The 12,131-nt window shown below is 73.2% G+C and carries 12 protein-coding genes and 1 rRNA gene; 11 read left to right on the top strand and 2 right to left on the bottom strand.

Going from position 1 to position 12,131, the window contains the following annotated elements; genetic code table 11:
• The 3 genes from rrf to ABZ948_RS31115 all read left to right on the top strand — a co-directional run.
• Window positions 1-91, top strand: a 5S ribosomal RNA gene (rrf, locus tag ABZ948_RS31125); the annotation flags it as partial.
• Between the two features lie 225 nt (window positions 92-316).
• Complete coding sequence (locus ABZ948_RS31120) at window positions 317-1,480, top strand: hypothetical protein (protein WP_359765128.1); 1,164 nt, start codon at window positions 317-319, stop codon at window positions 1,478-1,480.
• Window positions 1,372-2,097 (top strand): tetratricopeptide repeat protein, encoded by a 726-nt coding sequence (locus ABZ948_RS31115; RefSeq protein WP_359765126.1) that lies wholly within the window; start codon window positions 1,372-1,374, stop codon window positions 2,095-2,097. The genes ABZ948_RS31120 and ABZ948_RS31115 overlap by 109 nt, the downstream gene beginning before the upstream one ends.
• Window positions 2,098-2,204: 107 nt before the next feature.
• Here ABZ948_RS31115 and ABZ948_RS31110 read toward each other — a convergent pair whose 3' ends face one another.
• Complete coding sequence (locus ABZ948_RS31110) at window positions 2,205-3,497, bottom strand: DUF1015 domain-containing protein (RefSeq protein WP_359765117.1); 1,293 nt, start codon at window positions 3,495-3,497, stop codon at window positions 2,205-2,207.
• A 72-nt stretch (window positions 3,498-3,569) separates the two neighbouring features.
• On the opposite strand from ABZ948_RS31110, the gene ABZ948_RS31105 reads away from it, so the two are divergent.
• The 4 genes from ABZ948_RS31105 (at window position 3,570) to ABZ948_RS31090 (ending at window position 7,696) form a co-directional block, all read left to right on the top strand.
• Window positions 3,570-4,601, top strand: coding sequence for an HAD hydrolase-like protein (locus ABZ948_RS31105; RefSeq protein ID WP_359765115.1), 1,032 nt, complete (start codon window positions 3,570-3,572; stop codon window positions 4,599-4,601).
• Between the two features lie 106 nt (window positions 4,602-4,707).
• Entirely contained in the window at window positions 4,708-5,751 is a 1,044-nt protein-coding gene (locus ABZ948_RS31100) for a FecCD family ABC transporter permease (RefSeq protein WP_359765113.1), read from the top strand.
• On the top strand, window positions 5,748-6,788 hold the full coding sequence (locus ABZ948_RS31095) for a FecCD family ABC transporter permease (RefSeq protein ID WP_359765111.1): 1,041 nt from the start codon (window positions 5,748-5,750) through the stop codon (window positions 6,786-6,788). Before ABZ948_RS31100 ends, ABZ948_RS31095 begins: the two co-directional genes overlap by 4 nt.
• Window positions 6,785-7,696 (top strand): ABC transporter ATP-binding protein, encoded by a 912-nt coding sequence (locus tag ABZ948_RS31090; RefSeq protein ID WP_359765110.1) that lies wholly within the window; start codon window positions 6,785-6,787, stop codon window positions 7,694-7,696. The genes ABZ948_RS31095 and ABZ948_RS31090 overlap by 4 nt, the downstream gene beginning before the upstream one ends.
• Before the next feature lie 36 nt (window positions 7,697-7,732).
• On the opposite strand, the gene ABZ948_RS31085 is transcribed toward ABZ948_RS31090, so the two are convergent.
• Window positions 7,733-8,080 carry an SCP2 sterol-binding domain-containing protein gene (locus ABZ948_RS31085; protein ID WP_359765108.1) on the bottom strand — a complete coding sequence of 116 codons (348 nt, stop codon included), beginning with the start codon at window positions 8,078-8,080 and terminating at the stop codon, window positions 7,733-7,735.
• A 42-nt stretch (window positions 8,081-8,122) separates the two neighbouring features.
• Here ABZ948_RS31085 and ABZ948_RS31080 point away from each other — a divergent pair, with 42 nt between their 5' ends.
• The 4 genes from ABZ948_RS31080 (at window position 8,123) to recN (ending at window position 12,002) form a co-directional block, all read left to right on the top strand.
• Window positions 8,123-8,398: a hypothetical protein gene (locus tag ABZ948_RS31080; protein ID WP_359765106.1), complete on the top strand. Its 276-nt coding sequence runs from the start codon at window positions 8,123-8,125 to the stop codon at window positions 8,396-8,398.
• 7 nt (window positions 8,399-8,405) lie between these two features.
• A complete protein-coding gene (locus ABZ948_RS31075) occupies window positions 8,406-9,221 on the top strand; it encodes a TlyA family RNA methyltransferase (RefSeq protein ID WP_359765104.1) in 816 nt (271 codons plus the stop codon).
• Window positions 9,218-10,123 carry an NAD kinase gene (locus ABZ948_RS31070; protein ID WP_031121112.1) on the top strand — a complete coding sequence of 302 codons (906 nt, stop codon included), beginning with the start codon at window positions 9,218-9,220 and terminating at the stop codon, window positions 10,121-10,123. The genes ABZ948_RS31075 and ABZ948_RS31070 overlap by 4 nt, the downstream gene beginning before the upstream one ends.
• Window positions 10,124-10,283: 160 nt before the next feature.
• Window positions 10,284-12,002: a DNA repair protein RecN gene (gene recN / locus ABZ948_RS31065; RefSeq protein WP_359765123.1), complete on the top strand. Its 1,719-nt coding sequence runs from the start codon at window positions 10,284-10,286 to the stop codon at window positions 12,000-12,002.
• The last annotated feature ends 129 nt before the right edge of the window (window positions 12,003-12,131 follow it).

Genomic DNA, 12,131 nt, shown 5'->3' with positions numbered 1-12,131 from the left:
GCCCGGTTACATTCCGAACCCGGAAGCTAAGCCTTACAGCGCCGATGGTACTGCAGGGGGGACCCTGTGGGAGAGTAGGACGCCGCCGAACAATCTTTGGAAGGACCCCTGGTCACCAGCGTTCAGCTGGGACCAGGGGTCCTTTTTGTTTTTGCACTGCGCGCTGGGCACCCGGCTGCGCGAGAATGACTTGCGGTACCGAAGACAGGAGTCACCATGTCCACCAACTCTCCCGACGACCGACCGGAGCGCGACCAGCGGCGACGGGAGGGGGACCGGAGCGACCGCGGCGGGCAGCGCGGGGACCGTGGCGACCGTGGCGGCTTCCGCCGCGACGGTGACCGTGGTGGCTACGGACGTCGCGAAGGCGACAGGACGGACCGGGGCGACCGGGGCGACCGCGGTGGCTTCCGGCGTGACGACAACCGCGGTGGTGGGTACGGCCGGCGCGACGACCGTGACCGTGACCGTGGGCCCCGCCGAGACGACCGCGACCGCGGCGGATTCCGCCGTGACGACCGCGGAGACCGCGGTGACCGCCCCGCCTTCCGGCGCGACGACCGTGGAGAGCGCCGGGACGACCGCCGTGACGACCGCCGTGACGACCGTGGCGGATTCCGCCGCGACGACAACCGCCGTGACGACAACCGCGGCGGTGGCTACGGCCGGCGTGACGACCGCCGCGGCGATGTCCGCCGGGGAGACGACCGAGGGCCGCGCGGTGGTTTCCGACGGGACGACCGTCGGGACGATCGCCGGGATGACAGGCGTGATGACCGTCGGGACGACAGGCGCGAGGGCGACCGCGGTGGATTCCCCCGCCGCGACGACCGTGGCGAGCGCCGCGACAACCGGGACCGCGGCTTTCGCAGCGACGATCGCGACCGGGGCGGCTTCCGCCGCGACGACCGCGGCGACCGCCCTGCCTACCGGCGCGACGACCGCAGTGACCGCCCTGCCTTCCGGCGCGACGACCGTGATGACCGGCGTGATGACCGCCGCGACGACCGCCGTGACGACCGCGGTGGTTTCCGCGGGCGGGACGAGCGCCGCGGGGACGATCGCGCGGACCGTGGCGGATTCCGGCGCGACGACAGCGGTCGGGGCGGCCGTACCGGATACCGTCGCGATGACGGTCCCCGAAGCGATCGCGGTGATCGCGGCGAGTTCCGGCGTGACGACAACCGCGGCGAGCGTGGCGATCGCGGCGGCTTCCGGGGCCGGGACGACCGCGGCGGGCGCGGGCCCCGGCGCGACGACCGAGGCGGGCGGCCCGGGGGCTTCCGGGGCCGTGACGACAGGCGTGACGACCGGCGCGGTGCCGGCCGGTTCCGTGAGGAGCGCGAGCGGGACAGGGAGCCGATCAAGCGGCTGCCGATCCCCGAGGACGTCACGGGCGACGAGATCGACAAGGATGTGCGGCAGGAGCTGCAGAGCCTGCCCAAGACGCTCGCGGACGACGTCGCCAGGAACCTGGTGATGGTCGCGCGGCTCCTCGACGAGGACCCCGAGGGCGCCTACGCCTACTCCAGGATCGCGCTGCGGCTGGCCTCGCGGGTCGCCGCCGTCCGCGAGGCCGCCGGGTTCGCCGCGTACGCCAACCAGAAGTACGGCGAGGCGCTGGCCGAGTTCCGGGCCGCCAAGCGGATGACCGGGAACATCGACCTGTGGCCCGTCATGGCCGACTGCGAGCGTGGGCTCGGGCGGCCGGAGAAGGCGCTCGACATGGCCGGGGCACCCGAGGTGCACAAGCTCGACAAGGCCGGACAGGTCGAGATGCGGCTCGTCGCCGCCGGCGCGCGGCGGGACATGGGACAGCTGGACGCGGCCATCGTGACGCTGCAGAGCCCGGAGCTGGCCGCCAACTCCGTGCAGCCCTGGACCGCGCGCCTGCGGTACGCCTACGCCGACGCGCTGCTGGCCGCCGGGCGGGAGAGCGAGGCCCGGGAGTGGTTCGCGAAGGCCGTCGAGGCCGACCGGGACGGCAGCACGGACGCCTCGGACCGGCTTGCCGAGCTGGACGGCGTGGAGTTCATGGACGCCCTCGCCGAGGACGACGATGAGGGCCAGGACGCCTCCTCGGAGGAGAAGGACTGACGTCAGGTGAAGTGAAGGGGGCGGATCCCGACCGGGATCCGCCCCCTTCACGTGTCAGCCGTCCTGTTGTGAGGGCCGGAGGGCTTGAGCGCTTGAGGATCGAGGGCTCAGAGGTCCAGAGCGCGCAGGACCAGGCCCGACGCCGGCTTCGGGCCGAACGACGTGGACTTGCGCGGCATCGTCACGCCCTGCCGGGCCAGGTCGCGGACGACCTCCTCGCGGACCGGGTGCAGCAGGACCGCCGTACCGCCGTCGCGTTCCGCCTTCGCGACCGTGGCGGCCGTGTCGTGGATGTAGGCGATGTGGGCGGGGGAGTCCTCGGGGATCCCCCAGACGTGGTCGAGGAGTGTGGCGTGCAGGACCGTCGCGTCGAGGGTGCGCCACGCGGTGGGGCGGTCGGCGGGGACCGTGCGGGCCAGGAGGTCCGGATCCGGGTCGTCGACCAGGTGGAAGGAACCGTCGCCGGCCAGCAGGAACGCGTTGCCCGCGCAGGCCGCGTCCGCCAGCGCCTCCAGGGCCTCCGGCAGCGGGACGTCGAGGCGGCGGACGCGGAAGCGGCCGTCCAGGGCGGCCACGGCGGCGTCGACCGGCAGGCCGTGCAGGAGACGGTGGATGGCGCGGACCCGGAGGGGGTAGCGGGCCGTGTCGACCAGGAGGACCAGGCCGTGGTCCCAGGGGCTGGGTGAGGGGTGTTCCGAGCGGAGGCGGCGGTAGGTCGCCCAGCGGTGGTGGCCGTCGGCGATGAGGGCCTGGTGACGGGCCAGGTCCGTCTGGATCGTGGCCACGTCGGCCGGGTCGGTGACCGACCACAGGCGGTGGCTGAAGCCGTCCTCCGTGGTGGTGGCGAGGAGCGGAGGCCGGTCGGCGGTGCGCTCGATCAGGTCCGCGGTGGCGGTCGCCGAGTCGTCGCCGCGGTAGGTCAGCAGCAGCGGTTCGAGGTTCGCGGAGGTGGCCCGCATGAGGTCCGCGCGGTCGGCGACGACGTGCGGCATGACGTCCTCGTGCGGCAGGACCACCTGCTCGCCGGGGTCCGACACGCGCAGCGCGCCGATGATGCCGCGCTGCAGCATGCCGTCGCCGTCGCGCTGCTCGTAGACGTAGAGGCCGGGGTCGGGGTCGGTGGTCAGGACGCCCTCGGACAGCCAGCGGCGCAGCGTGACGGCGGCCTGTTCGTTGCGGGCGCTGGGCGTGGCGGCCTGGGGGAGGATCAGGCGGACGATGTTGTGCGGGTCGGAGGACTCGAGGTGGTGCAGGCCGTCGGGGCGGACCACGACGTCGTACGGCGGGGATGTGACGGCGGCAAGGCTGCCGACCCGGTCGGGGTCGTAACGAAGGCCTCGGAACGGGGTGAGTTCCAGGCCTCGGTGCGCCGTTGCCGCCGAGTGACCTGCTGTGTTCATCCCGGCATCGTACGGGTGTCGGTGGCATGGGGGATGATCGGGGGAAAGCCGTCGAACGAGGAGCGATGCGGGATGAGCCGGAGCGTCAGGACGAGGCCCGAGGGCAGTGGGCAGGCCCTGAGCGAGGCGTACGACACGGCGCTGCTCGATCTGGACGGCGTGGTCTACGCGGGCGGGAGCGCGATCGCGCACGCGGTCGAGTCGCTGGCGGCGGCCCGGGCCGGCGGGATGCGGCTGGCGTACGTCACCAACAACGCGCTGCGCACTCCGGACACGGTGGCCGAGCATCTGACCGAGCTGGGGATACCCACGGGCGCGGACGACGTCATCACCTCGGCGCAGGCGGTCGCGCGGCTGATCAGCGAGCAGGTGCCCGAGGGCGCCCGGGTGCTGGTGGTCGGCGGGGAGGGGCTGCGGGTGGCCCTGCGCGAGCGCGGGCTGGTGCCCGTCGAGTCGGCGGACGACGATCCGGCGGCGGTGGTGCAGGGGTACGGCGGGCCCGAGCTGCCCTGGGGCCGTTTCGCCGAAGCCTGCTACGCGGTCGCGCGGGGGGTGCCCTGGTTCGCGTCCAACACCGACCTGACGATTCCGAGCGGGCGCGGCATCGCGCCGGGCAACGGCGCGGCGGTCGAGGTCGTCCGGATCGCCACGGGCGCCGAGCCGCAGGTCGCCGGCAAGCCGCTGCCCCCGATGCACCGCGAGACCATCCTGCGGACCGGGGCCCAGCGGCCGCTGGTGGTGGGGGACCGGCTGGACACGGACATCGAGGGCGCGTTCAACGGAGACGTCGACTCGCTGCTCGTCCTGACGGGAGTGACCGACGGCGCCCAACTGCTGGCCGCGCCGCCGCGGCACCGGCCGACGTACGTCGACGCCGATCTGCGCGGGATGCTCAGCGGCCAGCCGGACGTGGTCGCGGCGGGCGACGGCGGGTTCCGGTGCGGAGGCTGGACGGCCACGGCCGGCGCCGACCGCCTGGAACTCGACGGCGACGGCGACGCTCTGGACGGGCTGCGCGCCTTGTGCGCGGTGGCCTGGACGGCCGCCGGTGACGGTGGGTGCGAGCTGGACGGGGCCAAGGCGCTGGCCCGGCTGGGGTTCTGACGGCCGGTTGGGAGCGGCGGTTCGCGGGCACGCTGGTACGAGGTGCCCGGGGAGCGGCCGGGAGCCGACATCGTGATCGAATGCGAGGGTAGGCTAACCTAACTGCGTGTTGGTCGAGAGTCCCCCTGAACAGCGCGCGGAGACCGCCCCCGCGCCCCCGACCCGACGGGCGGTACGGGCCTTCGGGCTGCTTCTGTCCGTCGCGATCCTGGTGCTCGTCGCGCTGGCGAGTATCGCGATCGGAGCGAAAGAACTGTCCCTCGAGCAGGTCTGGCACGGCTTGTTCGAGGATTCGGGGACGTACGGCGATGTCGTCGTCGCGGAGCGGCTGTCGCGGACCGTGCTCGGGCTGCTCGCCGGTGCCGCGCTCGGCCTGGCCGGGGCGGTCCTGCAGGCCCTCACCCGCAATCCGCTGGCCGATCCCGGACTGCTCGGCATCAACGCGGGCGCGTCCGCCGCGGTCGTCACGGCCATCACGTTCCTGGGGATCACCTCGCTCAGCGGCTATGTGTGGTTCGCGTTCTTCGGCGCGGCCGCGGTCGGGGCGCTGGTGTGGTTCCTCGGCGGCAGCCGGGGCGCGACCCCGGTACGGCTCGCGCTCGCCGGCACGGCGATCAGCGCCGCGCTCTACGGCTACCTCCAGGCCGTGATGATCATGGACGACGCGGCGCTGGGCAAGATGCGCTTCTGGACGATCGGTTCGCTCTCCGCGGCGACCGACTCGGTCATCACGCAGGTCCTGCCGTTCCTTCTGACCGGCATGGTCCTGGCGCTGGCCCTCGCCCGGCCGCTCAACGCCATGGCCATGGGCGACGACACCGCCAAGGCGCTCGGCGCCAACCTCAACCGGACGCGGGCGCTGTCCATGCTGGCCGCGACCGTGCTGTGCGGGGCGGCGACCGCCGCCTGCGGGCCGATCGTGTTCGTCGGGCTGATGGTGCCGCACGTCGTGCGCTCCTTCACCGGGCCCGACCTGCGCTGGATCCTGCCGTACGCGGCGGTCCTGTCGCCCGTGCTGCTGCTCGGCGCCGACGTCCTCGGCCGGATCGTGGCCCGGCCCTCGGAGCTCCAGGTGGGTATCGTCACCGCGATCCTCGGCGGGCCGGTGTTCATCTTTCTCGTACGACGGCGGAGGACGGCGCAGCTGTGAAGACCACCAACCGTGCTCTGCGGACCCCGGGCGGGCTCTCCGTGCGCCTGGACGTACGGGCCTTCACCGTCGTGCTCCTGCTGCTGGTCGCGGCGCTCACGGCGAGTGTCGTGCTCATCGGCACCGGCGACTTCCCGATCCCGGCCGCCGACGTGCTCAGGACGCTCGTCGGCGACGGCAACGCGGGCCAGGAGTTCATCGTCAACGAACTGCGGCTGCCGCGGGTCCTGGTGGGGCTGCTGGTCGGCGCCTCGCTCGGACTCGGCGGTGCGCTGTTCCAGTCCATCTCCCGCAATCCGCTGGGCAGTCCGGACGTCCTCGGCCTCGGGCAGGGGGCGGCGGCCGGCGCGCTCGTGGTGATCGTGCTGTTCTCCGGCAGCGCGAACCAGGTGGCCGTCGGCGCGCTCGTGGGCGGCCTGGTGACCGGGCTCGCCATCTACGTCCTCGCCTGGAAGCGGGGCGTGCACGGCTACCGGCTGGTGCTCGTCGGCATCGGCGTCTCCGCGATCGTCACCGCCGTCAACGGCTATCTGCTCACCAAGTCCGACCTGGTGGACGCGGCCCGCGCGGTCGTGTGGATGACCGGGTCCCTCGACGGCCGTGACTGGGCCCAGGTCTGGCCGCTGCTCGGGCTGTGCGCCGTGCTCGTGCCGCTCGTCCTCGTCAACGCGCGCGGGCTGCGGCTGATGGAGATGGGCGACGACGTGTCGTACGCCCTCGGTGTGCGGGTGGAGCGGGTCCGGCTGCTGCTGATGGTGGCGGCCGTGCTGCTCACCGCGTCGGCTACCGCCGCGGCCGGGCCCGTCAGTTTCGTCGCCCTCACCGCGCCGCAGCTGGCCCGGCGCCTGACCCGTTCGCCCGGCCCGAACCTGCTGCCGTCCCTGTGCATGGGCGCCGCCCTGCTGGTCACCGCCGACTGGGCCTCCCAGCGGGCGTTCGGCGCCGAGCAGCTGCCCGTGGGCGTGGTCACCGGCGTGCTCGGCGGTGTCTACCTGCTGTGGCTGCTGGTCACCGAACGCAGGGCGGGCCGGATATGAGCACCGGCACCGGTGTGGGCACGAACGCCGAGCGCAGCATCGCCAGCGGGCTGAACAACCAAAGGAGCACCGTGAACCGTCTGTCCGCCGAGAACGTCACCCTCGCCTACGACCAGCGGGTCATCGCCGAGCAGCTGTCGGTGGAGATACCCGACAACTCCTTCACCGTGATCGTCGGCCCCAACGCGTGCGGCAAGTCGACGCTGCTGCGGGCGCTGTCGCGGATGCTCAAGCCGAGCGAGGGCCGGGTGCTGCTCGACGGGCAGGTCATCCAGTCGATGCCGGCGAAGAAGGTCGCGCGCACCCTCGGCCTGCTGCCCCAGTCGTCCATCGCGCCCGACGGCATCACCGTCGCCGACCTCGTGGGCCGGGGGCGCTACCCGCACCAGGGCATCCTGCGCCAGTGGTCCACCGAGGACGAGCGCGTCGTCCAGGAGTCCATGCGGCAGACCGGCGTCGCCGAGCTCGCCGACCGCTACGTCGACGAGCTGTCCGGAGGCCAGCGCCAGCGCGTGTGGATCGCCATGGCGCTCGCCCAGCAGACCCCGCTGCTGCTGCTCGACGAGCCGACGACGTACCTGGACATCCAGCACCAGATCGACGTCCTGGACCTCTGCGCGGAGCTGCACGAGGAGCAGGGGCGCACGCTCGTCGCCGTGCTGCACGACCTGAACCACGCCGCCCGCTACGCCACCCACCTCATCGCCCTGCGCGAGGGCAGGGTCATCGCGCAGGGCGCGCCGAACGACATCGTCACGGCCGAGCTGGTCGAGGAGGTCTTCGGGCTGCGCTGCCAGGTCATCGACGACCCGGAGACGGGCACGCCGCTGATCGTGCCGGCGGCGCGGAAGGCACGGATCAAGGACGCGGCCGGCCTGGAGAAGGTGTCCGCGGCGGACGCGTCCTGAGGCGGAGCGCTACAGCGGTTTTCTCGAGGGCGAGCGCTACAGGAGCTTCCTGAGGCGCAGCAGGTCCCGCAGGCCCGCGTGGAGTTTCACGCGGCCCGAGCCCCAGGCCGTGGCGAAGTTCAGCTCGCCGTCGACCAGGGCCACCAGGTCGTCGCCGGTCATGGCCAGTCTGATCTCGGCCTTGCCGGGCGGCGGCCCCTGCACCGTGTCGTGCACCTCGATCCGCCCGCCCCGCATCCGGCCGACGAAGGTGACGTCCAGGTCCGTGATGTGGCAGCTCACCGAGCGGTCCAGGGCCGCGGCCTCGCGGGCGTCCCCTTCGGCGCGCTGCATGGTGTCCGAGAGCTTGTCGAGTGCGCTGCGGCACTCCTCGATCGTGGCCATCGCGCTCGACGGTACCGCAGCGGTTCGCGGTAGCGTCGGGGCATGGACGACGCAGTTCCCGAGACCCCGGCGGTGGCGGAGGAAGAACCCGCGTACGACCCCGCCGCCCCCGCTCCCCTGAACGTGCCCCGCACCCCCACCGGCGACGCCGACGTGGACGCGGCCCTGGACCGGCTCGGTGACGCGGACCACCTCGCCACGGACGGACACCTCGAGGTGTACGAGGATGTACACCGGGGGCTGCGCGACGCGCTCACCGCGCTCGACGCCCGCCCGGGACCTCCGGCGCCCCCGTCGCAGCACGGACCTAGGAGCTGAACCGAACGTGGCAGGAGTCGCACGCCGCCGTCTGGACGCGGAGCTGGTCCGCCGGAAGCTCGCGCGCTCGCGTGAGCATGCCGGCCAGCTGATCGCCGCCGGGCGCGTCTCCGTCGGCAAGACCGTCGCGACCAAGCCCGCCACGCAGGTGGAGACGGCGGCGGCCATCGTCGTCGCGACCGACGAGAACGACCCCGACTACGTCTCCCGGGGCGGCCACAAGCTCGCCGGCGCGCTGGAGGCGTTCGTGCCGCAGGGCCTCGCCGTCGAGGGGCGCAGGGCGCTCGACGCCGGCGCGTCCACCGGCGGTTTCACCGACGTCCTGCTGCGCGCGGGCGCCGCCCACGTCGTCGCCGTGGACGTCGGATACGGACAACTCGCCTGGTCCCTCCGGAACGATGAACGCGTCACCGTCAAGGACCGTACGAACGTACGCGAGTTGACGCTTGAAGCGATCGATGGGGAGCCTGTGGATCTTGTCGTGGGGGATCTGTCCTTCATCCCGCTCGGGCTGGTCCTGCCCGCCCTGGTGCGGTGCGTGAAGCCGGACGCCGATCTGGTGATGATGGTCAAGCCGCAGTTCGAGGTGGGGAAGGAGCGGCTGGGCAGCGGGGGAGTGGTACGCAGCCCCCAGCTGCGGGCCGAAGCGGTCCGGGGGGTGGCCGAGAAGGCCTGGGGGCTGGGGCTCGGCGCGAAGGGCGTGACGGCCAGTCCGCTGCCCGGGCCGTCGGGGAATGTCGAATACTTCTTGTGGCTGCGGGCCGGGGCACCGGAACTGGACCCGGCCGACGTTGACCGTGCAGTGGCGGAGGGGCCGCGTTGACCGAGAACCGAGCTCGTACTGTTTTCCTGCTCGCCCACACGGGGCGGCCCGCGGCCGTGCGCAGTGCCGAGCTCGTCGTGAAGGGGCTGCTGCGCTCCGGACTGGGTGTGCGGGTCCTGGAGGACGAGGCGCGGGACCTGCCGCTGCCGGACGAGGTGGACCTGGTCAAGGAGGCGACCCCGCAGTGCCTCGACGGCTGTGAGCTGCTCATCGTGCTGGGCGGTGACGGCACGCTGCTGCGCGGCGCCGAGTTCGCGCGGGCGTCGGGCGTGCCGATGCTGGGCGTCAACCTCGGGCGGGTCGGCTTCCTCGCGGAGGCCGAGCGCGACGACCTCGACAAGGTGGTCGACCGGGTGGTCACCAAGGCGTACGAGGTCGAGGAGCGGATGACCGTCGACGTCGTGGTGCACCGCAACGGGGACATCGTGCACACGGACTGGGCGCTGAACGAGGCGGCCGTGCAGAAGGTGTCCGCCGAGCGGATGCTGGAGGTCGTCCTGGAGATCGACGGGCGGCCGGTGACGGGGTTCGGCTGTGACGGGATCGTGTTGTCGACTCCGACCGGGTCGACCGCGTACGCCTTCTCGGCGGGCGGGCCGGTGGTGTGGCCGGAGGTCGAGGCGTTGCTGATGGTGCCGATCTCGGCGCACGCGCTGTTCGCGAAGCCGTTGGTGACATCGCCGGATTCTGTGTTGGCTGTGGAGGTTCTGCCACACATTCCTCCGGGGGTTCTGTGGTGTGACGGGCGGCGGACGGTGGAGTTGCCGCCCGGGGCGCGGGTGGAGGTGCGGCGGGGGGCTGTGCCGGTGCGGTTGGCTCGGCTGCATCATGCTTCGTTCACGGATCGGCTGGTGGCCAAGTTCGCGCTGCCTGTCTCCGGGTGGCGGGGGGCTCCTCATTAGCGTGGTCGCGCGTCGTCGGCGGGTGCGGGGCGTCTGTGGCTGGTCGCGCAGTTCCCCGCGCCCCTGAAAAGAAGGGCGGCGCCACTCTCGTGGGTGACAGGACCGGGCCAGTCGCAATCCTCGGCCCGGACCTCGTAAGGTCGTGTCCGTGTTGGAGGAGATGCGGATACGGTCGCTCGGTGTGATCGACGACGCTGTCGTCGAGCTGTCGCCGGGGTTCACCGCGGTCACCGGTGAGACGGGTGCGGGCAAGACCATGGTGGTCACCAGCCTGGGGTTGCTGCTGGGCGGGCGGGCCGACCCGGCGCTCGTGCGGATCGGGGCCGGGAAGGCCGTCGTCGAGGGGCGTATCACCGTGCCCGAGGACGCCACGGTCGCCGTGCGCGCCGAGGAGGCCGGGGCCGAGCTCGACGACGGTGCCCTGCTGATCAGCCGTACCGTTTCGGCCGAGGGGCGCTCCCGGGCGCACCTGGGCGGACGCAGCGTGCCCGTGGGCGTACTGGCCGAGCTCGCCGACGAGCTGGTGGCCGTGCACGGGCAGACCGACCAGCAGGGGCTGCTCAAGCTGTCCCGGCAGCGGCAGGCGCTCGACCGGTACGCGGGCGACGCGGTCGCCGTGCCGCTGGCCAAGTACGGCGAGGCGTACAAGCGGCTGCGGGCCGTCTCCGCCGAGCTCGACGAGATCACCACGCGCGCGCGGGAACGGGCCCAGGAGGCCGACATGCTGCGCTACGGGCTCGACGAGATCGCCGCCGTCGAGCCCCGGGCCGGCGAGGACGTGGAGCTGGCCGAAGAGGCCGAGCGGCTCGGGCACGCCGAGGCCCTGGCGTCCGCCGCGGCGGCCGCTCACGCCGCGCTCGCGGGCAATCCGGAGGACCCCGAGGGAGTCGACGCCGGCACGCTTATCGCGGGCGCCCAGCGCGCCCTGGACGCCGTACGGTCGCACGACCCGGCGCTCGCCGCGCTCGCCGACCGCATCGGGGAGATCGGGATCCTGCTGCGCGACGCGGCCGGTGACCTCGCCGGGTACGCCGACGACCTGGACGCCGATCCGCTGCGGCTGGCGGCCGTCGAGGAGCGGCGGGCCGCGCTCACCGGGCTGACCCGCAAGTACGGCGAGGACATCGCCGCCGTACTGGCCTGGGCGGAGAACGGCGCCGCCCGGCTGACCGAACTCGACGGCGACGACGAGCGGATCGGGGAGCTGACCGCCGAGCGGGACGCGCTCCGCGCCGAACTGGGCGGGCTCGCCCAGGCGTTGACGGACGCGCGGACCGAGGCCGCCGAGCGGTTCGCCGCCGCCGTGACCGCCGAGCTGGCCTCCCTGGCCATGCCGCACGCGCGCGTGTCCTTCGACATCCGGCAGACCGAGGACCCCGAGGGCGTCGAGGTCGGCGGGCGGCCCGTGGCCTACGGGCCCGCCGGAGCCGACGAGGTCGAACTGCTGCTCGCACCGCACCCGGGCGCGCCGCCCCGGCCGATCGCCAAGGGCGCCTCCGGCGGTGAGCTGTCCCGCGTGATGCTGGCCGTGGAGGTCGTGTTCGCGGGGACGGACCCGGTGCCGACGTACCTCTTCGACGAGGTCGACGCCGGGGTCGGCGGCAAGGCGGCGGTCGAGATCGGCCGGCGCCTCGCACGCCTGGCGAAGACCGCGCAGGTCGTGGTCGTGACGCATCTGCCGCAGGTGGCCGCCTTCGCCGACCGGCAGCTGCTGGTCGAGAAGACCAACGACGGGTCCGTGACCCGCTCCGGCGTCAAGGTCCTGGAAGGGGAGGAGCGGGTGCGGGAGCTGTCCCGGATGCTCGCCGGCCAGGAGGACTCGGAGACGGCCCGGGCGCATGCCGAGGAGCTGCTGGCGACGGCCCGGGCGGACATGTAGCCGGAGGGTGGACCAGGCCGGGCGGGTCGCCCGACTTCACTCGTGTGGGTGACGCGGCCCGGCGCATTCCCCCGATGCCGCGCCCCACGGTCGCGCCGCCGGGGTTCCGGCGTTCCCGGAACCCCCGTA

The sequence above is a fragment of the Streptomyces olindensis genome, from assembly GCF_040645895.1.
In the GTDB taxonomy this organism is placed as follows: Bacteria; Actinomycetota; Actinomycetes; order Streptomycetales; family Streptomycetaceae; genus Streptomyces; species Streptomyces olindensis.
Note: the sequence above shows the minus strand (reverse complement) of the source record. Positions and strands in the feature narration are given on the sequence as shown.

What these genes read in the sequence shown, in the direction of transcription:
- ABZ948_RS31110 (WP_359765117.1), bottom strand. Translation starts at nt 3,497, where the DNA reads ATGAACACAGCAGGTCACTCGGCGGCAACGGCGCACCGAGGCCTGGAA.
- ABZ948_RS31080 (WP_359765106.1), top strand. Translation starts at nt 8,123, where the DNA reads ATGGACGACGCAGTTCCCGAGACCCCGGCGGTGGCGGAGGAAGAACCC.
- ABZ948_RS31090 (WP_359765110.1), top strand. Translation starts at nt 6,785, where the DNA reads ATGAGCACCGGCACCGGTGTGGGCACGAACGCCGAGCGCAGCATCGCC.
- recN (WP_359765123.1), top strand. Translation starts at nt 10,284, where the DNA reads ATGCGGATACGGTCGCTCGGTGTGATCGACGACGCTGTCGTCGAGCTG.
- ABZ948_RS31085 (WP_359765108.1), bottom strand. Translation starts at nt 8,080, where the DNA reads ATGGCCACGATCGAGGAGTGCCGCAGCGCACTCGACAAGCTCTCGGAC.
- ABZ948_RS31105 (WP_359765115.1), top strand. Translation starts at nt 3,570, where the DNA reads ATGAGCCGGAGCGTCAGGACGAGGCCCGAGGGCAGTGGGCAGGCCCTG.